The 25,894-nt window shown below is 50.3% G+C and carries 25 protein-coding genes; 17 read left to right on the top strand and 8 right to left on the bottom strand.

What is annotated here, in order from left to right; genetic code table 11:
• Positions 1-2 precede the first annotated feature (2 nt).
• The 3 genes from speE to IE055_RS13480 all read right to left on the bottom strand — a co-directional run bounded on the left by speE (position 3) and on the right by IE055_RS13480 (position 2,154).
• Positions 3-866 (bottom strand): polyamine aminopropyltransferase, encoded by an 864-nt coding sequence (gene speE, locus IE055_RS13490; protein ID WP_189402102.1) that lies wholly within the window; start codon positions 864-866, stop codon positions 3-5.
• Between the two features lie 9 nt (positions 867-875).
• Positions 876-1,406, bottom strand: a complete 531-nt coding sequence (gene speD, locus IE055_RS13485; protein ID WP_189402100.1) for an adenosylmethionine decarboxylase — start codon at positions 1,404-1,406, stop codon at positions 876-878.
• A 307-nt stretch (positions 1,407-1,713) separates the two neighbouring features.
• Positions 1,714-2,154 (bottom strand): hypothetical protein, encoded by a 441-nt coding sequence (locus IE055_RS13480; RefSeq protein ID WP_189402098.1) that lies wholly within the window; start codon positions 2,152-2,154, stop codon positions 1,714-1,716.
• A gap of 220 nt (positions 2,155-2,374) precedes the next feature.
• Between IE055_RS13480 and grpE the strand changes: the two genes are divergently transcribed.
• The 3 genes from grpE (at position 2,375) to dnaJ (ending at position 6,346) form a co-directional block, all read left to right on the top strand.
• The gene (grpE, locus tag IE055_RS13475) at positions 2,375-2,971 is read left to right on the top strand and encodes a nucleotide exchange factor GrpE (RefSeq protein WP_189402096.1); all 597 of its coding nucleotides are present in this window, start codon (positions 2,375-2,377) and stop codon (positions 2,969-2,971) included.
• Between the two features lie 110 nt (positions 2,972-3,081).
• Entirely contained in the window at positions 3,082-5,007 is a 1,926-nt protein-coding gene (gene dnaK, locus IE055_RS13470) for a molecular chaperone DnaK (protein WP_189402094.1), read from the top strand.
• 193 nt (positions 5,008-5,200) lie between these two features.
• Positions 5,201-6,346 (top strand): molecular chaperone DnaJ, encoded by a 1,146-nt coding sequence (dnaJ, locus tag IE055_RS13465; protein WP_189402092.1) that lies wholly within the window; start codon positions 5,201-5,203, stop codon positions 6,344-6,346.
• 89 nt (positions 6,347-6,435) lie between these two features.
• Here the strand turns inward: dnaJ and ppnN are convergent, their stop codons facing one another.
• The 4 genes from ppnN to IE055_RS13445 form a co-directional block, all read right to left on the bottom strand.
• Entirely contained in the window at positions 6,436-7,791 is a 1,356-nt protein-coding gene (gene ppnN / locus IE055_RS13460; protein WP_189402089.1) for a nucleotide 5'-monophosphate nucleosidase PpnN, read from the bottom strand.
• Between the two features lie 126 nt (positions 7,792-7,917).
• Positions 7,918-8,556 (bottom strand): thiol:disulfide interchange protein DsbA/DsbL, encoded by a 639-nt coding sequence (locus IE055_RS13455; protein ID WP_189402087.1) that lies wholly within the window; start codon positions 8,554-8,556, stop codon positions 7,918-7,920.
• 156 nt (positions 8,557-8,712) lie between these two features.
• Positions 8,713-10,077, bottom strand: coding sequence for a UDP-N-acetylmuramate:L-alanyl-gamma-D-glutamyl-meso-diaminopimelate ligase (gene mpl / locus IE055_RS13450; RefSeq protein WP_189402085.1), 1,365 nt, complete (start codon positions 10,075-10,077; stop codon positions 8,713-8,715).
• A gap of 2 nt (positions 10,078-10,079) precedes the next feature.
• Positions 10,080-10,604, bottom strand: a complete 525-nt coding sequence (locus tag IE055_RS13445; protein ID WP_189402084.1) for a hypothetical protein — start codon at positions 10,602-10,604, stop codon at positions 10,080-10,082.
• A gap of 101 nt (positions 10,605-10,705) precedes the next feature.
• Here IE055_RS13445 and rnd point away from each other — a divergent pair, with 101 nt between their 5' ends.
• The 11 genes from rnd (at position 10,706) to lolD (ending at position 21,538) form a co-directional block, all read left to right on the top strand.
• Positions 10,706-11,812 carry a ribonuclease D gene (gene rnd, locus IE055_RS13440; RefSeq protein WP_189402082.1) on the top strand — a complete coding sequence of 369 codons (1,107 nt, stop codon included), beginning with the start codon at positions 10,706-10,708 and terminating at the stop codon, positions 11,810-11,812.
• A gap of 118 nt (positions 11,813-11,930) precedes the next feature.
• On the top strand, positions 11,931-12,536 hold the full coding sequence (locus IE055_RS13435; protein ID WP_189402080.1) for a glycine zipper 2TM domain-containing protein: 606 nt from the start codon (positions 11,931-11,933) through the stop codon (positions 12,534-12,536).
• Positions 12,537-12,602: 66 nt separating this feature from the next.
• Positions 12,603-12,887: a PepSY domain-containing protein gene (locus IE055_RS13430; RefSeq protein ID WP_189402078.1), complete on the top strand. Its 285-nt coding sequence runs from the start codon at positions 12,603-12,605 to the stop codon at positions 12,885-12,887.
• Positions 12,888-12,896: 9 nt separating this feature from the next.
• On the top strand, positions 12,897-13,580 hold the full coding sequence (locus IE055_RS13425; protein WP_189402076.1) for a response regulator transcription factor: 684 nt from the start codon (positions 12,897-12,899) through the stop codon (positions 13,578-13,580).
• 18 nt (positions 13,581-13,598) lie between these two features.
• Positions 13,599-14,936, top strand: a complete 1,338-nt coding sequence (locus IE055_RS13420) for an ATP-binding protein (protein ID WP_189402074.1) — start codon at positions 13,599-13,601, stop codon at positions 14,934-14,936.
• 210 nt (positions 14,937-15,146) lie between these two features.
• A complete protein-coding gene (locus IE055_RS13415) occupies positions 15,147-16,112 on the top strand; it encodes an NAD(P)H-dependent flavin oxidoreductase (RefSeq protein ID WP_189402072.1) in 966 nt (321 codons plus the stop codon).
• Between the two features lie 272 nt (positions 16,113-16,384).
• Entirely contained in the window at positions 16,385-16,723 is a 339-nt protein-coding gene (locus IE055_RS13410) for a P-II family nitrogen regulator (protein ID WP_189402070.1), read from the top strand.
• Between the two features lie 203 nt (positions 16,724-16,926).
• A protein-coding gene (prfB, locus tag IE055_RS13405) for a peptide chain release factor 2 (RefSeq protein ID WP_189402069.1) occupies positions 16,927-18,022 on the top strand; the annotation gives its coding sequence in 2 pieces (ribosomal slippage) (positions 16,927-16,998 and positions 17,000-18,022; 1,095 coding nt in all).
• Between the two features lie 45 nt (positions 18,023-18,067).
• On the top strand, positions 18,068-19,585 hold the full coding sequence (gene lysS, locus IE055_RS13400) for a lysine--tRNA ligase (RefSeq protein ID WP_189402068.1): 1,518 nt from the start codon (positions 18,068-18,070) through the stop codon (positions 19,583-19,585).
• Positions 19,586-19,592: 7 nt separating this feature from the next.
• A complete protein-coding gene (locus tag IE055_RS13395) occupies positions 19,593-20,846 on the top strand; it encodes a lipoprotein-releasing ABC transporter permease subunit (protein WP_189402067.1) in 1,254 nt (417 codons plus the stop codon).
• Between the two features lie 14 nt (positions 20,847-20,860).
• A complete protein-coding gene (gene lolD / locus IE055_RS13390) occupies positions 20,861-21,538 on the top strand; it encodes a lipoprotein-releasing ABC transporter ATP-binding protein LolD (protein WP_189402066.1) in 678 nt (225 codons plus the stop codon).
• 18 nt (positions 21,539-21,556) lie between these two features.
• Here the strand turns inward: lolD and IE055_RS13385 are convergent, their stop codons facing one another.
• Positions 21,557-22,102 carry a DUF2062 domain-containing protein gene (locus IE055_RS13385; protein WP_189402065.1) on the bottom strand — a complete coding sequence of 182 codons (546 nt, stop codon included), beginning with the start codon at positions 22,100-22,102 and terminating at the stop codon, positions 21,557-21,559.
• A 210-nt stretch (positions 22,103-22,312) separates the two neighbouring features.
• Between IE055_RS13385 and IE055_RS13380 the strand changes: the two genes are divergently transcribed.
• From IE055_RS13380 to IE055_RS13370, 3 genes are all read left to right on the top strand, one after another.
• Positions 22,313-24,724 carry a DNA internalization-related competence protein ComEC/Rec2 gene (locus tag IE055_RS13380; RefSeq protein ID WP_268244547.1) on the top strand — a complete coding sequence of 804 codons (2,412 nt, stop codon included), beginning with the start codon at positions 22,313-22,315 and terminating at the stop codon, positions 24,722-24,724.
• A 125-nt stretch (positions 24,725-24,849) separates the two neighbouring features.
• Entirely contained in the window at positions 24,850-25,452 is a 603-nt protein-coding gene (locus IE055_RS13375; protein WP_189402061.1) for a MotA/TolQ/ExbB proton channel family protein, read from the top strand.
• Positions 25,449-25,886 carry an ExbD/TolR family protein gene (locus tag IE055_RS13370; RefSeq protein WP_189402059.1) on the top strand — a complete coding sequence of 146 codons (438 nt, stop codon included), beginning with the start codon at positions 25,449-25,451 and terminating at the stop codon, positions 25,884-25,886. Before IE055_RS13375 ends, IE055_RS13370 begins: the two co-directional genes overlap by 4 nt.
• Positions 25,887-25,894 lie beyond the last annotated feature (8 nt).

Raw genomic sequence — 25,894 nt, 5'->3', positions numbered from 1 at the left:
AGTTAAATCTCGGATTTAAAACTACGTTTAACGTACTGGGGCAGGGCGAAAGCGGCTAGATGGATTTCTGGATTGTAGTAGCGCGTATCCAAGTTAAGCTCGTCGAATTGTGCGCGTAGGCTTTCCACGTTGCGCGTGCGCGCTGCCAGATCATCGGTGCCCCAGGCAAAGGTCATAAAGCCACCATAGTAAGTTGGTATGGGTGCGCAGTAAAAATGCATATCCTCAAACTGTTGGCCCATTCTCTGATAGGTCGTTTGAATTTCATCCTGTTGAAAAAACGGGACACCATTTTGCGTGACCATAATACCGCCCGGGTTGAGGCACCGTTTGGCGTAGGCGTAGAAGCTATCAGTGAATAATACTTCGCCAGGGCCAATGGGGTCGGTGCTATCGGAAATGATCACGTCAAACCGAGCTTCATCACCATCTGCATATTGCTTCACAAAATCAAATCCGTCGGCAATCACTAGATTTAGGCGTGGATCTTCGTAAGCACCATCTGAGTGGTTTGGCAGATACTCGATCGCCATGTCCACCACAGCTTGATCGATTTCAACTTGGGTTACGTGTTCGACAGGGTGTTTAAGTACTTCGCGGATCATACCGCCATCGCCGCCGCCAACGATCAGCACACGTTTCGCGTTGCCATGCGCAAAGATGGGGACATGGGCCAGCATTTCGTGATAAACGAACTCATCCGCCTCAGTGGTTTGCACGACGCCATCAAGCGTCATAACACGCCCCAACTGAGCGTTGTGAAAAATCATCAGATGCTGATGCTCGGTTTTACTTTCAAAGTACATTTTGTCGATGCGAAATTCCTGACAGACTGCATCGTACAAGGTCTCTTTAAAGTGTTTCATAAGCAAATTTTAGCGGTCGTTCGCTGGTTCGATATTGTCGATGTTCGCGCCACGCAGATGCTCAGAGACATTGATTTTGCTTGGCTTAAATGCGCTTCTTAAAACCGGAATGGTGGCTTCAGGCTGTGCATCACCACACATAAATACGTCAAACGCAGCAAATTCGCGCTCAGGCCAGGTATGCACACTGATATGAGATTCAGCCAATACGGCAACACCCGAAATGCCACCATTGGGGGTAAAGTGGTGTAAGTGGATATGCAACAGAGTCGCGCCAGCTGTTGCGACAGCTTTACGCAGAGTTTGCTCCATTAATTGCAAATCGTCCAAGTGTTTCGCGCCCCATAAATCCAGAATGATATGGGTGCCGGCGAATTCGACGCCATTACGAACGATAAAGTGGTCGGTCGCGACCGTTGGATCGATTTCGGTTTGATTATGGGTGGGCCAGGCTTGGTCTGCAGGCTGGCAGGCAACATCGGGTGTTCCAACATGTGCGCCAGCATTTATTGTGGCGCAGTTCACAGTTTCGAGCGTCATCAACAAATCCTCGTAAAAACAGCGGTGATAAAAAGCTAACGCGTTTCTTGAAGCACTTTGGCGTGGTTGCTGTGCGCAACAACTGTCGAACTCAATAACGCGCGATTAGCGACGTAACATAAAAACCCCAAGGGAAAAAAAGTCTGCGTATTCTATGCGCTACGGACGAAAACACAAGTAATTTTGACAAACTTTTTGCGTCGAAATTCGGGTCTGGTGAAATCCATACACCGCTGTACTTTGACAACAATTACCGAGCACGACTCGCCGCCGTTCAGTGGGCGAGTCGGAATGTCAGACGACGAGTTTAACGCAGCACGCCGCGTGCTATTTGTGCGCGTGAATAGAAGTACAATGCGATGGCTATCAGCAGAATGATTACCGTCATGATCAAACCTGCCGTACCCATAAAGTCCGCGCCATTGGTGAGCAGGAAGTTATGCAGACAAGCCAACAAATAAGTGATGATTGAGGCAAGATAAATCGGCGCTGCCAGTTTGTTTCGCATCAATAACAGAATGCTGGCGATTAGGCCGCCCCAGACAGAAATGGCCCACACCGCGACTGCCCAAAACGGAAAGCTATAAAAATAGTTTTGCTGCGCTTCGGTAAAGTTCTGCATATACCCTTCGTTCTGGGTCTGGGTCATGATGAAATCGAAGCAGCCCATCGCGAACCAAGCCACAGCAAGGATTCCGATTAGCCATAAATGCCAGGGAGTTGATACTGCGTTCTTGGACGAAGTCATGCGAGTGTCCCTCATGTCAGGTTTGTGAGTTGAGCCACCATTTCCTTTTTTTGGTCGCCCATGTGGTGCACTACCGAGATCAGCGTATCAAGCTCGCCGAGTTCGGTAAAGGAAAATACACCAGAAAGTAAAAATCTGCTTTTAAAGTCCCTCACCGCTTGATCTGACCGAATCAATCCCCATAATTCACGCATTCTTTTTGATGCTGATGAAAACAACCATGACAGATCCAAAAAATACTGAACAAAAGCAAACAGATACAAACGATGAAGCCCTGGAAGCGACGGCTAGCGAAAAAGCTACTGAGTCGTCGGCCGATGGGGTTGAGGCGGAAACGACCGTAGATATTAATCTGCAAACAGAACTGGAAGCCGCCCAAGCTGAAGTAATGAAGCTTAAAGATGCTTATCTACGAGCCAAAGCGGAAGAAGAAAATGTCCGTCGACGCGCCGAGAAAGAAGTCGCAAATAGTCGAAAATTTGCGGTCGAAGGGTTTGCCAAAGAGATGTTGAACGTGTACGACAGTTTAAAACTGGCAATTGCTGTTGAGCTTGCGGAAGACGCAGACGATGCAATTAAAAGTGTACACGAGGGCGTGAATATTACCCTGAAACAGTTGCAAGCCGCGTTGACCAAGTTTTCGATCAGTGAGATTCAGCCAGCGGTCGGTGACAAATTGGATCCAAACCTGCACCAGGCGATGAGCATGATCGAATCTGATGACGTGCAATCCGGTAGTGTGATTAATGTCATCCAAAGCGGCTTTCAATTGCATGATCGGTTGTTAAGGCCGGCAATGGTGGTGGTCGCTAAATAAGCGTTATTAATCAATGAAAATCGCTAAATATGCAACATCTGGCGGTTGAATTAACAAATATAAGCCTTACAAATCAGGGCAGAACAACTTTTTATTCGAGGTAACTACTAATGGGCAAAATTATTGGAATCGATTTAGGTACCACTAACTCTTGCGTCGCGGTAATGGATGGCGATAAGCCTCGCGTTATCGAAAACAGCGAGGGCGATCGTACGACTCCCTCTTACGTGGCATTTGCTGACGATGGTGAAGTCTTAGTTGGGCAACCAGCCAAGCGCCAGTCGGTCACTAATCCGACCAACACTCTCTACGCGGTGAAGCGTTTGATAGGCCGTAAATTTGACGAAGACGTGGTTCAGCGTGATGTCGAGCTGATGCCGTACAAGATCGTGAAAGCGAAAAACGGTGACGCTTGGGTCGAAGCGAACGGCAAAGCGATGGCGGCGCCAGAAATTTCAGCACGCGTGCTGCAAAAAATGAAGAAGACGGCGGAAGAGTTCTTAGGTGAAGAAGTCACCGAAGCGGTTGTCACTGTTCCTGCGTACTTTAACGACTCACAGCGCCAAGCAACCAAAGACGCCGGTAAAATTGCCGGTTTGGATGTGAAACGCATTATCAACGAGCCGACTGCGGCAGCGCTTGCCTATGGTATGGACCAGAAAGCCGGCGATCGTAAGATTGCGGTCTACGATTTGGGTGGTGGTACCTTCGATGTGTCAATCATCGAAATTGCAGACATCGACGGCGAGCACCAGTTTGAAGTGTTATCGACCAATGGCGATACCTTCTTAGGTGGTGAAGACTTTGATAATCGCATAATCGATTACTTGGCGGATGAGTTTAATAAAGACCAAGGCATTAGCTTGAAAGGTGATGCGTTGGCGATGCAGCGTCTCAAAGAAGCCGCTGAGAAAGCCAAAATTGAATTGTCTTCTAGCTCACAGACAGAGATCAATTTGCCATACATCACAGCGGATGCAACTGGGCCTAAACACCTAGTGCTGAAACTGTCACGCGCGAAGCTTGAGTCTTTGGTTGAAGACTTGATCAAGCGCACGATCGAGCCATGTAAGGTTGCATTGAAAGATGCCGGTGTGTCTGCGAGTGAGATTGACGATGTGATCCTGGTCGGTGGTCAAACTCGTATGCCGAAAGTGCAATCCGCTGTACAAGAGTTCTTCGGTAAAGAAGCGCGTCGTGATGTGAATCCTGACGAAGCGGTGGCGATGGGTGCTGCGATTCAAGGCGGTGTATTGGGCGGGAATGTAAAAGATGTATTGTTGTTGGATGTAACGCCATTGACGCTTGGTATTGAGACCATGGGCGGTGTGCGCACGGCATTGATCGACAAGAACACCACAATTCCAACCAATGCAAGTCAAGTGTTCTCGACCGCTGAGGACAACCAAAATGCCGTCACTATTCACGTACTGCAAGGTGAACGTGAGATGGCGGCTGGGAACAAGTCTCTGGGTCGTTTTGATCTGACGGATATTCCACCGGCTCCACGTGGCACGCCACAAATCGAAGTTACTTTTGATATCGATGCGAACGGCATTATGCACGTGTCTGCAAAAGACAAAGCCACCGGCAAAGAAAACAAAATCGTAATTAAGTCGAGTTCAGGCTTGAGCGACGACGAGATTGAAGCAATGATCGCGGATGCTGAGGCACATGCTGAGGAAGACGCCAAAGTAAAAGCGTTGGTCGAAGCTCGAAATCAAGCGGAGTCCATGGTCAACGGTGTTAAGAAAACAATGCAAGACGCCGGTGAGACATTGGACGCCAGTGAAAAGTCCGCGATCGAAGCGGCGATTGCCGAGGTAGAAGAGGCCGTTAAGGGTGATGATGCCGAGGCGATATCGAGCAAAACAGAGGCATTAATGCAAGCCAGTCACAAGTTGGCAGAGCAAATGTACGCTCAGTCACAAGGTGGTGCTGATGCTGCTGGTGCACAAACAGACACAGCTCAGGACGACAACGTGGTCGATGCCGAGTTTGAAGAAGTGAACGACGACGAGCGTAAAGACGCATAAACCCAAGGCAGCTCGCCTGTGGTGTCAGTTAATGATGCTGCGGGCGATGCCAAATTTGAGATGGCAATCTTTACCGCACAGCATGGTGGCGCTCAAAGATTGCCTCTTTTTTGGCCGTGGCAGCATGCTCAGAGAAGTGGCCTCTGACAGCGTGTCGAAACGATTGATGAGTTAGAGTTTAGAACAGAAGATTATGGCAAAACGCGATTACTATGAAGTTTTAGGGGTTTCCAAATCCGTGAATGAAGCGGATTTGAAGAAAGCCTATCGTCGTCTGGCGATGAAACATCACCCTGACCGTAATCCAGATGACGCCGAAGCGGAATCGCGCTTTAAAGAAGTCAAAGAAGCCTATGCAGTGCTTTCTGATGCGGAAAAGCGTGCGGCCTACGACCAGTTCGGACACGCTGCCTTTGACGGTGGAATGGGCGGTGGTGCCGGCGGTGGATTTGGTGGCGCAGGGGCTGGCGGCTTTGGCGACATCTTCGGTGATATGTTCGGTGATATCTTTGGCGGCGGCGGTGGTGGTCGACAGCGTCAGCGACGCGGTGCGGACCTGCGTTACAACCTTGAACTATCACTCGAAGACGCGGTACGTGGTACTGAAGTTAATATCACCGTACCAAGAATGTCGAACTGCAAAACCTGTTCTGGTTCAGGCGCAAAGCCTGGCAGTTCACCGAAGCAATGTGGTACCTGTCACGGCCAAGGCCAAGTTCGTATTCAGCAGGGCTTTTTCTCGGTGCAGCAGGCCTGTCCTCAATGTCAGGGCAAGGGCACTGTGGTGAGTGACCCCTGCGTTGATTGTCATGGTCAAGGACGCGTTAAAGAGAACAAGAAATTGTCGGTGAAAATCCCGGCTGGCGTGGATGAAGGTGACCAGATTCGCTTATCTGGTGAAGGTGAAAGCGCCGGCAGTGGCGGTGTCAACGGCGACCTCTATGTCTCCGTGTCACTTAAGAAGCACGCGCTCTTTACGCGTGAAGGCGTGGACTTGCACTGCACGGTACCAATCAGCTACGCCACACTAGCACTTGGTGGTGAACTCGAAGTGCCGACGCTCGAAGGCCGAGCTAAGCTTAAAGTGCCTGCCGGCACTCAGTCAGGCAAGTTGTTCCGTCTGCGCGGTAAAGGGGTTAAAAACGTACGTAATGCCGGCTTTGTCGGTGACTTGTACTGCGAGGTCGTGGTTGAGACGCCGGTAAATCTGACCAAGCGTCAAAAAGAATTGCTCCAGGAGTTCGAAGAAACAATTCATGCCGGGGGCAGTAAGCACAGTCCGAAGGAAAACTCTTGGGCCGACAAAATCAAGTCGTTTTTTGACGACCTAGTCACCTAAGTTGTCTATATTGGTGGTGTACCTTTGTTAAAAAAGCCTGTCATTTGACAGGCTTTTTTTATCTCTAGTGCCACCCTGCAGCACACACATTAGGCGGCGACTTGATTTTTCAATACGTAGCAAGGTGTGTAATCACCCGATAACTTCATTCGCTTTTGCTGTACAAAACTATCCAGCAACGCGTCTAGGGCTCGCATGATCGACGGATCACCATTTAAAGAGTACGGGCCATGTTGTTGGATAGCTTCAATCCCATAAGGTTTGACATTACCAGCCACGATGCCGGAAAACGCACGACGAAGATCCGCTGCCAGACGGGCAGCTGGTTGGTTGCGATTAAGATCGAGTGCGGCCATGTTCGCGTGTGTGGGGTCGAATTCTTGCTGAAAAGGTTCATCAATTGTTAAAGACCAGTTGTAGAAAAATGCGTCGTCCAGTTTACGACGATTTTTGTACACTTTGCGCATTGCTGAGGCCATCGAATTGGCCACTTCAATGGGGTCATCGATGATGATTTTATACAATGACTGCGCTTCCTCGCCGATGGTTTTTCCGATAAATTCGTCCAGCTGCTCAAAGTACGCGGCACTCTCAGCCGGACCAGTAAAAATCAACGGCAGGTTTACATTGCGATTGTCTTCGTGCAACAGCACACCAAGAATATAAAGAATTTCTTCAGCGGTGCCTGCGCCACCAGGAAACACAACAATGCCGTGTCCGAGACGGACAAACGCTTCGAGTCGTTTCTCAATGTCAGGCATGATGATCAGCTCATTCACTACCGCGTTTGGCGCTTCAGACGCAATGATGCCGGGTTCTGTGATTCCGATATAACGAGGGTCCGTGATGCGTTGCTTTGCATGCGCAATGGCGGCACCTTTCATTGGTCCCTTCATCGCGCCAATGCCACAACCAGTGCAGATGTCCAGTTCTCTCAACCCCAGTCGGTAACCAACCTCTTTGGTGTAGTCGTACTCGAGCTTATCAATCGAGTGGCCGCCCCAGCACACGATCAGATTCGGTCGTTTTCTCGGCTTCAATGCGCGCGCATGACGCAGTGTTTTAAATACCATGTCGGTGATCGACTCATCACGTTGTTCCCACATCTCAACTTGGTCTTGGAGGAACACAATGTCGCGCAGGACAGCAAACAGATGATTACGAATCCCAGCAATAATATTACCGCCGACGAAAGCATTTTCTGGTGCGTTGGTGACCTTTAATTTGACTCCGCGTGGTGCGCTGATCACTTCAATATCGAAATCAGCATGGGCGGCAAGCAGTGCATGACCATCGTCGCTGTTGACCCCGGTGCTGAGTACTGCGAGTGCGCAATTGCGAAACAAGGTGCGATACGCGCTGTTACTGGATCGTTGCAGTACCGCGATTTCGCTTTTGGAAAGCACGTCAAGGTGGCCGTGGGGCGTGATGATTGCATTTACCATAATGATTGATGGGTGAGTTGGTTTAAAAGTACGACGAATCGAGTATAACGCCGCCGTATTCGTATTTTATTGCACCGAAAAAAAAGGCTGTCCAGCGGACAGCCTTGCGGGATTAGTTGCGGCGGCTTAACGCTCTGCAGCGGCCTTTGATACCAGTTGATCAACAACCTGAAACATCTGCAGGCCTTTACCAGCAAGCTGTTCAGATGTGAGGTATTTGCCATCGACGATGACTGCAGGCACACCGGTCGCGCCTGAGTTCATTGTGATTTTGCGCGCATTGCGCATCTTACTGTCGACTGCAAACGAGTTGAACGCTGACGTTATTTGGTCTTCACTGAAATCGTAGTTACTCAGAAACGCCACTAATTGATCAAGTGTATTGATATTGCTCCGTTTTACGTGCAGTTCGGCAAAGAAGTCGTCATATGCCTGACTGGGAGCGCCGAGTGCTTCCATCGTATAGAAAGCTTGGCCGTGAAACTCCCAGCGTTTGCTAAACAGCGCGGGTACTTTTACGAATTCCGCATTCTCAGGCTTGTTTTTTAGCCATTGCTTAACAGAAGGCTCGAGCGCGAAGCAGTGACCACATCCAAACCAAAATAGCTCGACTACCTCGATTTTCTCGCCGGTAGATACTTTCATTGGTTTTGACACAGTTTTGAATTTTGAGGAATCAACCTCTTGGGCGATAGTTTCACCCTGGCAGGCCATCAGCAATGCAATGCCAAGGGCAAACGCACTGGTTCGTAAAGTTTGAGCCATAGAAGAAGTGTGTTTTAACATGTTATTTCTCAGTCGGTTTTAATGTTAGTTGCTTGGCAAAATGCCATACCTGTTTTGACGTGTACAGATATTTTACTTGGGTTATACCGTTAGCTAGATTAACGTTGACTTAACAAGTGGCACATTTTTATTGAACTAGTTGTCTCGGGCCCGTAGTTGGGTAATCAATCGCTGGTGGATATTCTCGAAGCCACCATTGCTCATGATAACAATGTCCGATGCAGTCTGTGTCGATTCCGTCAGTCGCAGTAAATCAGTCAATAATGTGTTCGTATCTGTATACACTGTGGTCGTGGTATCGCTTAAGTCTTCAATCGGCCAAGCTAAGCCTGATCCGGCGTACAGCAAGACCTTATCTGCCAGCGCAAGTGCCGATTTTAAAGTGTCTTTGTGCACACCGCTACGCATTGTGTTCGACCTTGGTTCCAGGACCGCGATCAGTTGGTGTTCGGGTGCCTGGTTTTTGGCCGCCTGCAGCGTGGTACTGATCGCCGTCGGGTGGTGCGCAAAATCGTCAAATACTCGGATACCAGCATGATCGTAACGTTTTTCCATGCGTCGTTTGACTGACTTAAACTGGCTTAAGGCTTCTGCGGCATGCGATATTTGAACGCCAACATGGTGTGCGGCCGCCACCGCCGCCAATGCATTCCACATATTGTGATCGCCAATCAAATCCCAACTGACATCGACGCCGTCTTCGCCATAAAGAATGCGGAACTGCGAGGCATCGCTGCGATGCTTGGTCGCACGCCAAGCTGAGTCATTGTCGCCGAAAGTGCAGTGCTCACTCCAAAGCCCCATTGCCACCACTTCATCCAACGCAGGCGTTTGAGCGTTATGAATGATTTTGCCGTGCTGCGGTACCGTGCGGATCAGGTGATGAAACTGGGTTTGAATGGCTGACAAATCTACAAAAATATCGGCATGGTCAAACTCCAAATTATTAAGTACCAACGTGCGCGGGCGGTAGTGCACGAACTTTGATCGCTTGTCACAGAACGCCGTGTCGTATTCATCGGCTTCGATAACGAAAAACGGCGTCTCGCCACCCAGTCGGGCTGATTCACCAAAATTTTCCGGTACGCCGCCAATCAGGTAGCCTGGTGCCAGCTGGTTATATTCCAGTATCCACGCCAGCAAGCTGCTGGTGGTGGTCTTGCCATGGGTGCCAGCCACGGCGAGTACCCAACGATCGTGCAACACATTCTCGCCCAGCCATTGCGCGCCAGAGGTGTAGCGCAGCCCGGAATCGAGTACTTTTTCAAGTTCAGAGTTGCCGCGCGAGATACTGTTGCCAACAATGACGAGGTCCGTGTCGTTGGGAATATTACTCGCTCGGTAGCCTTCGAATAGTGCGATGCCCAATGACTCAAGTTGTGTACTCATGGGCGGGTAGGTGTTGGCATCGGAACCGGTGACGGTATGGCCAAGGTCGCGAGCTAGTCGGGCAACACCACCCATAAACGTGCCGCAAATCCCAATAATATGGATATTCATAACTAGCTGTTGCCCGGCTGCATCTGGGTCATTTGCATTTGTTGCGCTACTTGCATATCCACAAACAGCATTATGATGATGTATGCGGTGACCATGTACGAAGCGAGCGTGATCAACGTGGCCTTCAAGAAGGAACACTCTAGCGTTTCGCGCAGTATAGAAATCGCTAGATAAAATCCCCAGAATTGCACCACGATCACAAATCCCGCCAAGCCCTCAGTGAGCCCTGCCAGACTCATGATTATGGCGCCAACGATAGAGACACCGAGCGACGCCGTCGACATTTGCACAAATCGCGCAGATTTATCGTGGATTCCGAGCACAGCATAGTCGATCCCCAGGCTGACGATTACTGAGCAGGCGGCAGCACCGAAGGGCGAACCAATGATCGGGTCATTGGCAGCCAGCACAGTAAACAAGGCAATGGCGATGAAAAACATCCACACTAGGGCTTGCGGTTTGTACGACACGTCTTTCGGCGCGCGTTGTAGAATATAAAGTTGGACTATTTGTTGAACTATGGACATTCGCTTGTTGGACAGGGCAGGACTAGAAACTAAGTTTTTGCGATGCCGCCGTGATAGCATCAGCGCATGAGTATACTAAAAACCAGACTAAAAACAGATTAATGAATTACCTCATTGAGGCGCAATCACAGCTCACGGATATTGAGCCGCTGTTTGCCCAATTAAAGCAAACTTCGGGTGTAGTGGCTGTTGATACGGAGTTTCTACGTGAGAAGACCTACAACGCCAAGCTTTGCTTGATTCAACTTGGTATTGGTGAAGACCAGTATTGCATAGATGTACTGGCGATCCCGGATCTTTCGTCGATTAAAGCCTTGTTGATGGAGCCTAGCGTGCTGAAGCTATTTCATGCCGCCAGACAAGACCTGGAAGTGCTGTATCAGACGTTCGGCATGCTGCCGACCCCGATATTTGATACCCAATTGGCTGCCGCATTTTGCGGTTCGGATATGCAAATTGGCTATGCTGCGCTGGTGCAGGACATAACCGGCGTCGAACTGCCGAAGACGCAGTCGCGGACTGACTGGACTCGTCGCCCGTTAAGCAAAGAACAATTGCAGTATGCTGGGGAAGATGTGGAATATCTTGCTGCCCTCCATTGTGAGCTGGAACAACGCTTAGAAGCGCAAAACAAAACAGCATGGTACACCGAAGAAATCATTACGTACTATGACGTGGACAAGTATCAGATTGACCCAGAGCTGGCATACAAGCGGTTGTCGGGAGGAAATTTATCACTCAAACAGCAATACTTGTTGAAAGCGCTCGCCGCCTGGCGGGAATCTTGTGCGCAGGCGCGAGACATTCCTCGGTCTTGGGTGGTTCGCGATGATAAATTGTATGACCTAGTGATGCAGCGACCGACCACTGAGGAGCAAATTCGCGCCCTGCAAGCGTTTGGACGAAAGTCCGCGAACTACCTTGTTCCGCAGGCACTGGAGGTCATTCAGTCAACGAAAACTGGTGAAGCGCGTCTGTGGCGGCGTGTTGAACCCTTAAGCAAGCCGGAAAAAGCAGTGTGCAGTAAATTGATGAAAGAAGTGGCTAACAAGTCCAAGACCCTGTCGATTGCGCAAGCATTGCTGGGTACCCGCAAAGACATTGAGTACTTGTTTCGACATCGCCAGTCCAAAAAGTTGCTGCGCGGCTGGCGCAAAACCGTGATTGGCGAGCATCTTGTTGATTATCTGCGCAAGTTACCGGAATAAGCGCGCCGTGTGAGGTCGTTCAGGTTAGGCTCAGGTTTAGTTCAGTTTCCATTCAGTCAGTCTGTTTTAAAGTGGCACCATCAAAACTACTCATAAGGCTTAAAACCAGGAGTTTAAGATGGTATCTACGATTAAATTAAACAAACCCATTGTTACACGAACTGTACTGGCTGCGGCGGTGGCCGGGCTTTTCACCATGCCGGCATCTGCTGAGCATGCAAACAGGTATCGCGATTATCAACCTGCCGCTCTGTACGACTACGCTCAAGTTGTCGATGTCAACCCGGTGGTCGAGCGCTATCAGGTGAGTGATCCGGTAGAACGCTGCTGGGATGAGCGGGTCCCTGTGCGTCATCGAACTGCCGGTCATAGTAAAGACAGTAAAACGCCGGAGATTCTTGGCGCTATCATTGGTGGTGCGATCGCCAATCAGGTCGGTAAGCGCGGCGGTGGTAAAGCCCGTGATGTTGCCACAGTGGCTGGCGCGGTGCTCGGTGGTTCAATCGGGCGCGACATTAAACATAATAATCGCTCACGACGCGGTTATGAGTCGGTCCGTTATGAAACCGTACAGCGTTGTGAAGTCACTCAAAACGTTTCTACGCGAGAGCAGGTCGTTGGCTATGATGTAGCCTATAAGTACCAAGGGGAGGTGTTTCACACGCAGATGGATCAGCACCCAGGTCGTAAAATTAGAGTCAAGGTGTCTGTTAATCCGGTATAAAATAGAGCGGCGGTCAAACTGACCGCCGTTTGCTCAGTAAACAACGTAACGTCGGAATTCATAGTTATGCGAATACATTCTATTTTGATCTCTGCACTGATTATAGCGAGTTGGTCGGGTACCGACGCGGTTGCGCAGGTGTTCCCCCAAACGGGGGCTTGGTTAAATACGTCGGTGGTCGCACAAAATGGGGAAATTCGCTCTCGAAATGACGTCATACAAGAGGTCAAGCGGCGTTACAACGCCAAAGTCTTGCGCATTGAGTTGAGTCGCGATCAAACGGTGTATCGTGTGCGTATTTTGATGCCGGATGGTAAGGTGCGAAACCTCTCAATTAATGCACGACGCTAGGAGGGCACGATGCGAATTTTGATTGTGGAAGATGAGCTGAAGTTGCAGGAACAGCTAGCGGATCGATTGCGGGCTTTGGATTACGTGGTCGATGTCGCGAATGATGGTGAGGAGGGCCTTTACTACGGACGTGAATACCCGGTCGACTTGGCGATTATTGATTTAGGGTTGCCGAAACTTGATGGCGTGCAATTGATTAAGACATTGCGCCAGGAAGGCTACGCTTATCCGATATTAATCCTCACGGCGCGCAACCGATGGCAGGAGAAAGTCGAGGGGCTGGAGGCCGGCGGTGATGATTATCTGACCAAGCCGTTTCATCCCGAAGAGATGGCGGCACGCATTAAGGTGTTACTGCGCCGATCGGTCGGGATGGCAGACAATTCTATTGTATGTGGGCCAATTAAAATCGACACCTCAGCTAAGCAAGTGTTTCTTTACGATGAACCATTGTCGCTGACGGCGTATGAGTACCGTTTGTTATCGTACTTGATGATGCACACCGGTAAAGTGTTGTCCAAGCGCCAGTTGGTGGATCACATCTATGAAGAAGATGATGACCGCGACAGCAATACGATCGAAGTGTTTATGCGACGCCTGCGTAAAAAGCTCGACCCGGAACAAACGCTGGAACCGATTGAGACTCAACGAGGACGAGGTTATCGTTTTCGTATTCCGCGCGACGAGAAATAAACGGAGCCTGCTGCGCGCGTGTACTCTTTACGTCATCGATTGCTGATTTCTGCCAGTTTTATCCTGCTGGTGTTCTTGGGTCTGATGAGTGTGGCTTTGTCGCGCGCATTTGAACAAAGTGTCATTAGCAATGCACAAGACGCGCTACGCAATCAAATCTTGCTATTGATCGGCAACCTCGAGTTCGAGGGCGGGCGTGTGGTGATGCCAACACCACTTCCTGAGCCGCGATTGTCGCAGGCTGAGTCCAGTTTGTTTGCCGATATTCGTGATGTTGACGGTGAGGTGTTATGGCAATCGCGTTCGCTATTAGGTGAAACTCTACCGGTGCCCAGCAGTCAGTTGGGTGATTTTCGATTTCGCCGTGATTTGCGCTGGCCGTCGCATCCACGGTTATACCAAATGACGTTGGGAATTAGCTGGGAGACAGCACAGGGTGACATACCACTGGTGGTCAGAGTGGCCGAGCATGCAGGCATCTATCAGCAGCGCATTGACGAATATCGACAGCAATTAATGCTGTGGCTGTTGGTGCTTGGTTTGGCGCTTTTGGGGTTGCTACTGGGATTGTTCGTTTGGGCCCTCAAGCCACTGGGACGTGTGATTCGCCAGGTCGGCATGATCGAAACCGGCAAACGTCGTCGGTTTGACGAAGATTATCCTGAAGAGGTTAACCGCTTGACCCAGAACCTAAACCAATTGTTGCAGCATGAAGAGCAACGCATCGAGCAACAGAAAGAGGTGCTGGGGAATCTGGCGCATAGTTTGAAGACGCCTATCGCGATTCTCTCTGGGCTTAATTACAGTCGTCAGAACAACGCCGAGGTTGAACGACAACTTAACTCGATGCGCACCATTATTGATTACCAGTTGCAAAGTGCTTCCGCCGTGGGGCGAACGCGGTTTGCGAAACCTCTGGCCGTGTTCGATGTCTCGCAAGACATCATGAGCAGCGTGCAAAAATTGTATGTCGATAAGGCGCTGATGCTCGAGTTCTCGATGCCGGAGTCTATGCAATTCCACGGTGATAAAGGGGATTGGATGGAGTTGCTGGGTAACCTGGCGGACAATGCTTGCAAATGGGCGCGTCAGCGCGTTTCAGTGCGCATCGACACCATATCTTCTGCGGACCATACCCGATCTCAGATTCAAATGGTGATTGAGGATGACGGCCCTGGTATTGCGCCGGATCTACGTGACACCATTTTGCAGCGTGGCGTGCGCTTGGACTCTCAGACACCTGGACATGGACTCGGCATGCACATTGTGAAAGGTATAGTGCAGGCCTATGGCGGTGAGCTTGAAATTGGTGACAGCCGGTGGGGCGGCGCGCAAATTTCAGTTCGACTTCCATAGTCTCGACAACATCACCCTGAAACCCGCAGCCACAGAGCGCAATTGCTGCCCTGAATAGTCCCTATCTGATCCGCTTACTTGGCAAGTTGGTCTAGAATAGGTTTAATACCACAACGAAGCACCGCGTCCTGTCGCTGAGCAGCCCAGTTTTGAGTTGCCGACAGTTGGGCACGGCAAACACATAACCACTAGAATAAAAATTAATCCATTATGTCCGTTCCTGAAATCTTGAAAAATCTAAAAATCCCGGCGATTGCAGCGCCTATGTTCATCGTGTCTGGTAAAGAGATGGTATTAGAGCAGTGTAAAGCCGGTATTGTTGGCTCATTCCCAGCGCTGAACGCGCGGGGAGAAGGTGAATTCGAACGTTGGTTGCAAGAGATTACTGAAGAACTGGATCGTCACAATCAGGCAAATCCAGACAATCCGGCCGCGCCATTTGCGGTGAATCAGATTGTGTTTCGTAGTAATGCTCGCTTGCATGAGGACATGGAGCTGTGTGTGAAATACAAGGTGCCGATTATCATCACCTCGCTGGGGGCAAACCCTGATGTTAACGCGGCAGCGCATTCTTACGGCGGTATCGTATTTCACGACGTGATTAATCAGCGCTTCGCGCGCAAGGCGATAGAGAAGGGTGCCGATGGCCTGATTGCGGTCGCAACTGGTGCCGGGGGACACGCCGGTGCACAAAGCCCCTTTGCGTTGATTCAGGAAACACGTGAGTGGTTTGATGGCCCGCTGGCCTTGTCAGGCTGTATCGCCACGGGTGATTCAATTTTGGCCGCACAGGCCATGGGCGCAGATTTTGGCTACATCGGATCGGCTTTCATTGCGACCAAAGAAGCTAACGCGGCACCAGCTTATAAGCAAATGGTGGTCGACAGCGATGCCGATGATATTGTGTACTCAGACTATTTTACCGGCGTCTCTGGTAACTACTTGAAACCCAGTATTGCTGCCGCAGGTATGGACCCCGACAATCTGCCCAAGGGCGACATCAGTGCCATGCAATCCCTAACCGGCTCAGATCAGAAAAGCGATGCCAAAGCCTGGAAAGATATCTGGGGTTGTGGGCAGGGTATCGGAGCGGTTGATGCCGTGGACACCGTCGCAGATCGCGTGGCGAAAATGGCTGGTGAGTACGCGGCTGCACGCAAAAGGCTGACCCTGTGATAGCAATAAAAAACCGTGCCTGAGGTGAAGTGTCACGCTATCTTTTTGCCCTTGGTTTTATTACTATTTACGACAGAGAGTCTCTGATTAATTATCGACTGTTATTGTTTGGTCTGCAGTGGGCAACGAGTCGGCGTACTTTGAGTTGCGGGTCGCTTCTTAGACTGTGAAGGGCCTCGCTGCAGTGTCTACTTAACTTGCTCGAGGTCGTTCCTACGCCATCAGCGACTCCCTACACGGTGAGTTCACTTCATAACTTTCAGGAGTAATACATGAAATTGGTAACGGCAATTATTAGACCGTTCAAACTGGATGATGTAAAAGACGCTTTGTCCGCTATCGGGGTTATGGGCATGACCGTGTCCGAAGTGAAAGGGTTTGGTCGTCAGAAGGGTCACACCGAGATCTACCGCGGTGCAGAGTATGCGATTGACTTTATTCCAAAGACTAAGATCGAAGTCGCCGTCAGTGATGATATTCTCGACAAGGTACTTGAGGCGATCATCGACTCGGCCAAAGGCAACAAGGTTGGTGATGGCAAAATCTTTGTCACGGAGCTGGATAACGTCGTGCGCATTCGTACCGGCGAAACGGGGAGTGACGCGCTCTAATTCGGCGCTTATTTCCGGCGGCTGACACCCAAAACATAATAATCAGCTGGTCACAGCTGGTTAGTGCGAGAACGTTGCCTAATTTTTAGTTCTATTACACTTCGATTTACGGTATCTTTCGCTCCCAACCAGCGCGCATTGCTAGTGTATTTAATGGGGTTTCGCGTACCAGCCGTCTTCCTAAGTAACTGTCTTTGATGAACATGGAAATTAATCCAATTATTGAGAAGGGTAAAGACCTCGAGCAGCGCGGTAATCTGCTCAGGGGGTATCTTTGACTTTGACACCAAGCGTGAGCGGTTAGAAGAAATTCTGCGCTTGATGGAGGATCCGTCAATCTGGGAGGATCCTGAGTACGCGCAGAAGCTGGGTCAGGAAAAATCAAGCTTGGAGCGTCTGGTAGACACGTTAGAGCAAGTTAGCTCGGGCGTCTCAGAGAGCATGGAAATGCTGGAATTAGCAGCGGAAGAGAACGATCAGTCTGTGGTGGACGAAGTCTCCGCAGATCTTGAGTTAATCGAACAAGCGTTGGCCAAATTGGAGTTTCAACGTATGTTTTCCGGTCCCATGGACCCGAATAATGCCTTTATCGACATTCAGGCTGGTTCAGGTGGTACCGAGGCTCAGGACTGGGCCAATATGCTGCTGCGTATGTATTTACGCTGGGCGGAATCCGAGGGTTTTAAAGCTGAAATCGTTGAACTTTCCGATGGTGAAGTCGCGGGCATTAAAAGTGCGACCGTCAAGGTCACCGGCGATTACGCATTTGGTTTTCTGCGTACTGAAACTGGCGTGCATCGATTGGTACGTAAATCGCCTTTTGACTCGGGTAATCGGCGTCACACATCCTTTGCGTCAGTATTTGCCTATCCTGAGATCGATGACAACGTGGAAGTAGACATTAACCCAGCCGATTTACGGATAGATACTTACCGCGCCAGTGGGGCCGGTGGGCAGCATGTAAACAAAACCGACTCGGCGGTGCGCATTACCCATACGCCAACCGGGATTGTCGTACAATGCCAAAGTGATCGATCACAACATCGTAACAAAGATGCGGCGATGTCGATGCTCAAAGCGCGCTTGTACGAGCACGAGATGCAAAAACGCCGTTCTGAACAGCAAGCCGTGGAAGACGAGAAGTCCGACATCGGCTGGGGATCCCAAATTCGATCCTACGTGTTAGATCAGTCCCGCATCAAAGATTTGCGTACTGGCGTCGAGACCGGCAACACCCAAGCGGTGTTGGATGGCGACTTAAACCAGTTTATTGAAGCAAGTTTAAAACAAGGTTTGTAACACGATCGTTGCAGACTACATAACCAGGTAACAACAAGAGAAGCCGTGAGCAATCAAGACCATAACGAGCCATCACACGTTGATGAGAACGAACTAATCCACCAGCGTCGCGAAAAATTACACGCATGGCGTGAGTCTGCGCAGGCATACCCAAACACATTTCGTCCGACACACCTCGCCGCCGATATCATCGCCCAGTACGGTGAACTGGATAAAGATGCGCTGGAAGCAAAGGCGGTTAAGGTATCCATCGCTGGGCGCATGATGAGCCGCCGCATTATGGGTAAGGCGAGCTTTGCGCACTTGCAAGATCGGACTGCGCGGATGCAAGTGTATGTGGCACGGGATGCGTTGCCGGAAGGCTTCTATAACGATCAGTTTAAGAAATGGGACATTGGTGACATCGTCGCGGCTACGGGTGTGTTGTTCAAGACCAATAAGGGCGAGCTGAGCGTTAAAGCCGAATCGATCGAGCTGTTGGTGAAATCGTTGCGTCCACTGCCTGAAAAATTCCACGGCTTAACTGACAAAGAGACCGCGTATCGCCAGCGCTATGTCGACCTGATCATGAATGCCGATAGTCGACATGTGTTTCAAACTCGATCCAAAATCATAAGTTATATTCGTAACTTTATGATTAATAAAGAGTTTATGGAAGTTGAAACACCGATGATGCAAGTCATTCCAGGCGGTGCCGCAGCGCGTCCGTTTGAAACGCACCACAATGCACTGGACATGAAGCTGTTTCTACGAATCGCGCCAGAGCTGTACCTGAAACGCCTAGTGGTCGGCGGGTTCGAGCGCGTGTTCGAGATCAATCGTAACTTCCGCAATGAAGGCTTGAGCACACGCCACAATCCGGAGTTCACCATGCTTGAATTCTACTTGGCGTACGCGGATTATCACGACCTGATGGATATCACGGAAGAAATGTTTCGTGGAATCGCGACCGAGGTGGCCAAGTCTGGCACGATTCAGTATCAGGACTTGGAGATTGATTTTGCCAAGCCGTTTAACCGCATCAGCGTGGCCAAATCGATTTTGCAGTTTAATCCGGAACTGTCTGAGCAAGATCTGACGGATCGTGCCGTTTTGGTGCAATACGCTAAGAAGCTGAAGGTGCCAATTAAGGATTCCTATGGCTTAGGTAAAGTGCAGATCGAAATCTTTGAGAAAACGGTGGAAGAGAAGCTTATTGATCCGACCTTTATTACGGATTATCCGGTTGAGGTCTCGCCACTCTCTCGTCGTAATGATGACGATGACTTCGTGACGGATCGGTTTGAACTGTTCATTGCCGGTCGTGAAATTGCCAATGGGTTCTCTGAATTGAATGACCCAGAAGATCAAGCCGAGCGCTTCCAGCATCAGGTGAGCGAAAAAGACGCGGGCGACGACGAAGCCATGCATTACGACGCCGACTATATTCGAGCACTCGAATACGGTATGCCGCCAACCGCCGGGGAAGGCATTGGAATCGATCGGCTGGTAATGCTGTTTACCAATACGCCGTCGATTCGTGACGTGTTGCTGTTTCCCCACATGCGTCCTGAAGCAGACTGATACCCTCATGGCCAAAACCAATATCCCGCTGCTGATTGGCTCGCGTTACTCGCGTGCGAAACGGCGAAATGGCTTTATCTCGTTTATTTCCGCTATTTCGATTCTAGGTGTGGCATTGGGTGTTTGGGCGCTGATTTCTGTGATGTCGATCATGAACGGATTCGGCAAAGAGTTGCGTGGTCGGGTGTTGGATGTGGCGCCACATGTCACGCTCACCGGGCAGGGTGGCTGGTTGTCGGACTGGCAGTCGGTGACACCAGCGATTGAGCGCTTGGAAGGAGTTCGTGGTTACGCACCGTATATCCATTCGCAAGGGCTAGCCACACTCAACAGTGCTGTCACCGGTGTTATGATCAAAGGTGTGGTGCCTGAGCTGGAGTCTCAAGTCTCAGATGTTGCCGAACATACGGATGAGGGTCGCTTTGACGCGCTGCAAAAAGGCAAGTATCGGATTGTGCTCGGTGAAGGCTTGGCGTACAAGCTCAATGCGAATATCGGCGACAAAGTCACGATTATTTCGCCCCGTGGCCAATCGACACCGGCCGGTTTGATGCCGCGTCAACGACGATTTGAGGTGGTCGGTATTTTTGGCGGCTTCGGACCAGATGAGTTTGACAGTGCCTTGGCATACATCCATTTGGGGGATGCTGCAACCTTATACAAGGCGCGCAATTTGATCAGCGGCGTGCGCATCACTTTGGACGATCCCTACATGGCCCGCGAAATCTCGCTGCAGTTGGCCACCGGCTTGAACTATAAATACTTTGTGGATAACTGGACCACGCAACACGAGAGCTTTTTTCGTGCTCTGAATGTAGAGCGACGCATGGTGTTTATCACCTTGTTTATGTTGATTATTATCGCCGCATTCAACATTGTGTCGACCTTAATTATGGTGGTGAATGAGAAACGCGCCGATATCGCGATTCTGCGCACTTTGGGTTTGTCACCAGCTCGCGTCATGGGTATTTTCTTTGTGCAGGGTGTGACGACCGGAGTTGTTGGCACCACCGTTGGCGCGGTGGCGGGTATTGCGACGTCGCTCAATCTGGCGGAAATTATTGTGTTTATCGAAAGCATGATTGGTTACGAACTGTTGCCGCAGAGTGTGTATATGGTGACGGATTTTCCGGCTGAGCTACGCTGGGGCGACGTCACAATGACTGTGGTCGGTTCGATTTTGATCAGTATGTTGGCGACCTTGCCACCGGCCTGGAAAGCGTCCCGTACGCAGCCGGCCGAAGCATTACGTTACGAATAGCTAGGGAGTCTCATGTGAGTCAAACCGCCATCTTACATTGTCAGCAACTGGGCAAAACCTACACCGAAGGGCCGAATGATGTTGAGGTGTTGAAGTCCATCAATCTGCATATCGAGCCGTCAGAACGTATCGCTATTGTCGGCCAGTCTGGATCGGGTAAGAGCACCTTACTTCACTTATTGGGTGGCCTTGACCTGCCGACCACTGGCTCAGTATGGATCGACGGTCAAGAAATGTCGGGCTTGTCAGATCGAAAGCGTGGCCTTATACGTAATCAATATCTCGGGTTTGTATACCAGTTTCATCACTTGCTGCCCGAGTTCACTGCGTTGGAAAATGTCGCGATGCCGTTGCTGATTCGTGGCGTAGATGCACGCGAAGCAAAACAAAAGGCGGCGGTATTATTGGATGAGATTGGACTTGGGCACCGCCTTGAGCATCGCCCCGTTGAGCTATCAGGTGGTGAGCGTCAGCGTGCTGCGATTGCTCGGGCGTTAGTCACCGAACCTGCTCTTGTGTTAGCAGACGAGCCAACCGGGAATTTGGATGAGGCGACTGCGATGAATGTGTTCGAGATGATGATGGAACTCAATGCGCGTGTCGGCACAGCGCTGGTAATGGTAACGCACGATGTCAAACTCGCGAATAAAATGGATACCGTGTTGCATTTGGAGCTCGGAAAAATCAGTTAATTCTCCGTTACAGCTTATTTACAGCGAAGAATGTGTGTCGACTTCTGAGGATTCGGCGCGCTTTAAGCGTCCTTGCTGACGCAGACGCCAACGTTGACGTACCTGAGAACGCCACACAAAGCTGATTAAAAAGTGAACGCTGACACTCAAAACAATTCCAACGATCAAACAGCCCAGCCATAATGCCACGTAATGCCAACCCAGCTGGAATATGGTTATCTGATGAAGTTCCACTGGTTGGACACCGATAATCGCGGCACCGAGTAAGTAACACGGCGTGTACAGGGGGATCCAAGTCAGCGGGTTGGACACCCAAATACCCGCGATCGCAAACGGCAGGTTGCCGCGCATGAGTGCCGCTAGAAAAATGGCAGGCACCATCTCAAACGGCATCGGTAAAAATGCACAAAAAAGGCCAATCGCTACCCCTTTTGCCGTGCTTTGGCGATTGAAACTCCACACCTCCTGTTGTTTCAGACTGTCACCGAATATGTGCAGGTAACGGTACTGTTGGATTTCCTTAACAGTAGGTAAATATTTCCGCAGACTGGTAAAAAGTTTCACGTTGGCGTGGAGTGGTAGACCCGAGTGTTTTCTTGAGCAGCGGTATTATAGGTGTATCGATGCATAAGTGTTATTATACTTTAGCGGTATGTAACAAATGTGTATTATCGGCCATCATGGATGGCGCCAGGATGGCGAAAAAATCAGTTTGAAACGCGTTAGCGACACCGAGTTAGCGCGACGGACTAATGGATATGCAAAGGATTGGATGTGGACTTCAACTTACAGCGCACCCGGCGTGCGCGAGATATATTTCTGTGCCTCTACGCGCGATTTCGCTGGGAGCGATGTGTATGCGCGTATAAGCGCCACTGGCTGCCGCTCATCGGTCGTGCTGATGGGTCATCAGCCTGCCTGTTCGCTTTTACGTGTGGCGTATCAATTGTTTTGTTGTTGCCGTGGCTCCCCGATTGGACTTGGCCCGCCTTGGTCGCCGGGTGCTGTTTAGTGTTGTGGCGTAATCGACCTTTCGGTCGACTGGTTTGTTCCGCTAGTATCGGTTTGAGTTGGGCATGTTGGAGTTTTAACACGCAGTTGGCAGTTGCTTTTCCGCACCAGTATGAGCGGGAAGATTTGCGTCTGGTTGGTGTGGTATCTGGTTTGCCAGACCAGCGTGAGGCTGTGACCAAATTTGAGTTTCAAGTGCGTAGTGCGCTGGATTATCCCGCGTTGGCAGGTCAACGCCTGCGCCTTAGTTGTTATCGCTGTGACTGGGTGGTGGAACCCGGTCAAGTTTGGCAGCTCACCGTTCGCCTGAAACGCCCGCACGGGTTTGCCAGCTGGGGCGCATTCGATTATGAGCGCTACCTATTTAGGCATCGTATTGTTGCGCAGGGATATATTCGCACACCAGACCAGGCCAGTTTGCTGTCGCAGGAGGTGCGCTTGGGCGCAGGCTGGCGTGCACGTTTGCGTCAACAGCTAGCAGGCATGGCATCGGATTCGGCTGGCAAACACATGATTCTCGCATTGGTAATCGGAGACAAGTCACAGCTCGAACCTGCGTTGCGTGATGCGTTTCAAGTGACTGGTGTTGCCCACCTGATGGCGATATCGGGGCTGCATATTGGCTTGGTGTTCGCCGCCACATTGGGTTTGTATCGACTCATAAGCTGGCCATTCATTCGCTGGCACACGGTGATACCACGACAGTCTGCCGCGTTATTGCCCGCGTTGATGGCCAGCATCTGTTATGCCGCATTGGCCGGCTTTGCAGTCTCAACTCAGCGTGCGCTCGTGATGCTGATCATTTATTGCGCTTGTCAGCTCGCTGCACGCCCGCAAAGTCTATTGCGGATATTGCTGTTAACAGTTGCAATGCTATTACTGTTGGACGTCAATTCGATACTGGATGTGGGGTTCTGGTTGTCTTGCGGTGCGGTGTTGGTAATCGCGTTGGTGGCTAAGGGGCGTGGGCAGGTGGGGTTGGTGCGTATACAGCTTGCCCTCTGGTTGGGGATGCTTCCGCTCACTCTGTTGTTTTTTGGTCGAGTATCGTTGATATCGCCAATCGTAAACTTAGTCGCCGTCCCCTTGTTTTGCTTGTTATTGATTCCAGCGACATTGTTGGCAGCATTACTGTTGACACTGGGTCAGGGCTGGGTTGCTACACCTATTTTAAATCTCTTAATGGTGGTCTACGACCACATTGCGCAGGGCTTATTGTGGCTCGCCGAACTCAATTATGCTGCGTTACCCTTAGCCTCAATCAGTCTATGGCAATGGTGTTGGTTTGCGCTTACGGGTGTGGCTCTCAAGTTTGGTAAGCGCAAATCAATCCCTCTTTTGGGGCTTTGTTTGATGCTTGGGTTGAGCGCAAGATCTGTTTCCTTACCCAAGCAGCAAATGCAGTTAACTTTGCTCGATGTGGGGCAGGGGCTGGCCATGGTGGTGGAAACTGCTGGTGGTGTGTTGGTGTACGACACCGGGCCTCGATACAGTACAGGGTTTAGCACCGCGAAAGCTGTGCTGATGCCGTATCTGCGAACTCAGGGGTATCGGCGAATTAACACGTTGGTGATAAGTCACGCTGATGCAGACCATATTGGCGGTCTGCAGGACGTGCTGGATCAATTGCCGGTTGATGAAATTTATACCAGTCGCGTCGATCGAGTATCTGATGCGCAGTTGTGCCAGAAGGGGCAGCACTGGGCAATGGGGTTGACGGAGTTTGAATTTCTTGGGCCTGATCCGCAGACGCCCGAGGGCAGTAACAATCATTCTTGTGTGTTGCTCATCAAGCATTTAGGGCAGCGCGTTTTGATCACCGGTGATATTGAAAAAGCAGTTGAGCGCGATTTGCTTCGTCGTGACCCGCACGCTCTAGCCGCGGATGTTATGTTGATTCCGCATCAAGGCAGTAAAACCTCATCGATTCCGGATTTTATCGATGCGGTTGCGCCATCGATGGCGTTGGTGGCCGCCGGATACTTGAATCACTACGGGCATCCACACGACGACGTGATCACCCGTTATCGAGCGCGAGACATCGATGTACGTTCAACGGTGGACTCTGGATCGATTCAATTGCGCTTTGATCTCGATGGATATCGAGTTAGCACTTTTCGTACGGTGAAACAACGCTTTTGGCATTACCAAAAAGTATCCAATCAACACAGATAGTTTGGTAGACTTCCGTGAATAAAACGCGCGTCGTGCGTAACGGCGGACCAAGGTAATTGGTTCAATCGCGACGGTGTGAATAATCACTCGTTTTCCAGCCATTAACGGATAGAGACAGGTAATCCATGTTTGAATTATTTAGAGCAGGCGGCCCACTCATGTGGATTATCCTAATCTGCTCACTGGTTGCACTCACCATTGTATTTGAGCGTATGTTGACGCTGCGTACTAAGCAGGTTGCGCCCGCAACGCTACGTCAGCAAGTATTGGAACTCATGCGATCTAAACGTGTCACGCCAGAAAAAATCGATGTGATCCGTAATCACTCACCACTGGGAACGGTATTGGCCGGCGGGCTAGACAATCTGCCTTATGGTTCAGACTCCATGCGTGAAGGTTTCGAAGAGGCTGGAAAAATGGTCGTGCATCGACTTGGTCGCTATCTCAATACACTCGGGACTATTGCCTCCATCACACCGTTGCTGGGACTGCTTGGAACCGTTATTGGCATGATTAAAGTGTTTACCACGATTACGGCTAGCGGCGTGGGCGACCCAACCATTCTTTCGGGGGGGATTTCAGAAGCTCTGATCACGACAGCTGCGGGCTTGTCGGTTGGTATTCCTTGTCTGATGTTTTATCGCCATTTTCGTGGTCGGATTGTTGAGCTACGCGTTATTCTGGAAGAAAACGCGTTGGCCGTGTTGGACGCCTCAAAACACTCATGAATTTCGGTACCGACGAGATACAAGATGAAACCGGGATCGAGCTGACTCCGTTGATCGATGTCGTGTTCCTGTTGTTGATCTTTTTCATGATCTCAACCACGTTTACCAAAGAGACGTCACTCAAAATTAATCTGCCGGAATCATCGGGTGAGCAGGCGGTTGCGCCGCCACAAAATGTAGAAATTCAGATTGGCGCCAGTTCTGAGTACGCTATCGCCACTGGTACAGATGGCTCGTCAAAACCGCTATTGAACTCAAACCGCGACACGCTTAAGCGCGCGCTTAGTGAGTATCAGAATCAGCCGAAACTATTATTGATTATTCGTGCTGATCGAAAAGCACCACACGAAGCTGTTATCAAAGTGATGGATGTAGCCCAAGAACTGGGTTTGACTAATATAACCTTTGCAACCAAGCAGTTTACTGATAGTTAGCACGAGTT

It is taken from the genome of Arenicella chitinivorans, from assembly GCF_014651515.1.
GTDB classification, from domain to species: domain Bacteria; phylum Pseudomonadota; class Gammaproteobacteria; order Arenicellales; family Arenicellaceae; genus Arenicella; species Arenicella chitinivorans.
Note: the sequence above shows the minus strand (reverse complement) of the source record. Positions and strands in the feature narration are given on the sequence as shown.

Coding starts and splice junctions, on each gene's coding strand:
- IE055_RS13430 (WP_189402078.1), top strand. CDS start 12,603: ATGCGAATACATTCTATTTTGATCTCTGCACTGATTATAGCGAGTTGG.
- IE055_RS13375 (WP_189402061.1), top strand. CDS start 24,850: ATGTTTGAATTATTTAGAGCAGGCGGCCCACTCATGTGGATTATCCTA.
- IE055_RS13435 (WP_189402080.1), top strand. CDS start 11,931: ATGGTATCTACGATTAAATTAAACAAACCCATTGTTACACGAACTGTA.
- dnaJ (WP_189402092.1), top strand. CDS start 5,201: ATGGCAAAACGCGATTACTATGAAGTTTTAGGGGTTTCCAAATCCGTG.
- dnaK (WP_189402094.1), top strand. CDS start 3,082: ATGGGCAAAATTATTGGAATCGATTTAGGTACCACTAACTCTTGCGTC.
- IE055_RS13415 (WP_189402072.1), top strand. CDS start 15,147: ATGTCCGTTCCTGAAATCTTGAAAAATCTAAAAATCCCGGCGATTGCA.
- IE055_RS13445 (WP_189402084.1), bottom strand. CDS start 10,604: ATGTCCATAGTTCAACAAATAGTCCAACTTTATATTCTACAACGCGCG.
- IE055_RS13425 (WP_189402076.1), top strand. CDS start 12,897: ATGCGAATTTTGATTGTGGAAGATGAGCTGAAGTTGCAGGAACAGCTA.
- IE055_RS13395 (WP_189402067.1), top strand. CDS start 19,593: ATGGCCAAAACCAATATCCCGCTGCTGATTGGCTCGCGTTACTCGCGT.
- grpE (WP_189402096.1), top strand. CDS start 2,375: ATGACAGATCCAAAAAATACTGAACAAAAGCAAACAGATACAAACGAT.
- rnd (WP_189402082.1), top strand. CDS start 10,706: ATGAATTACCTCATTGAGGCGCAATCACAGCTCACGGATATTGAGCCG.
- IE055_RS13370 (WP_189402059.1), top strand. CDS start 25,449: ATGAATTTCGGTACCGACGAGATACAAGATGAAACCGGGATCGAGCTG.
- speD (WP_189402100.1), bottom strand. CDS start 1,406: ATGACGCTCGAAACTGTGAACTGCGCCACAATAAATGCTGGCGCACAT.
- IE055_RS13455 (WP_189402087.1), bottom strand. CDS start 8,556: ATGGCTCAAACTTTACGAACCAGTGCGTTTGCCCTTGGCATTGCATTG.
- speE (WP_189402102.1), bottom strand. CDS start 866: ATGAAACACTTTAAAGAGACCTTGTACGATGCAGTCTGTCAGGAATTT.
- ppnN (WP_189402089.1), bottom strand. CDS start 7,791: ATGGTAAATGCAATCATCACGCCCCACGGCCACCTTGACGTGCTTTCC.
- IE055_RS13480 (WP_189402098.1), bottom strand. CDS start 2,154: ATGACTTCGTCCAAGAACGCAGTATCAACTCCCTGGCATTTATGGCTA.
- mpl (WP_189402085.1), bottom strand. CDS start 10,077: ATGAATATCCATATTATTGGGATTTGCGGCACGTTTATGGGTGGTGTT.
- IE055_RS13410 (WP_189402070.1), top strand. CDS start 16,385: ATGAAATTGGTAACGGCAATTATTAGACCGTTCAAACTGGATGATGTA.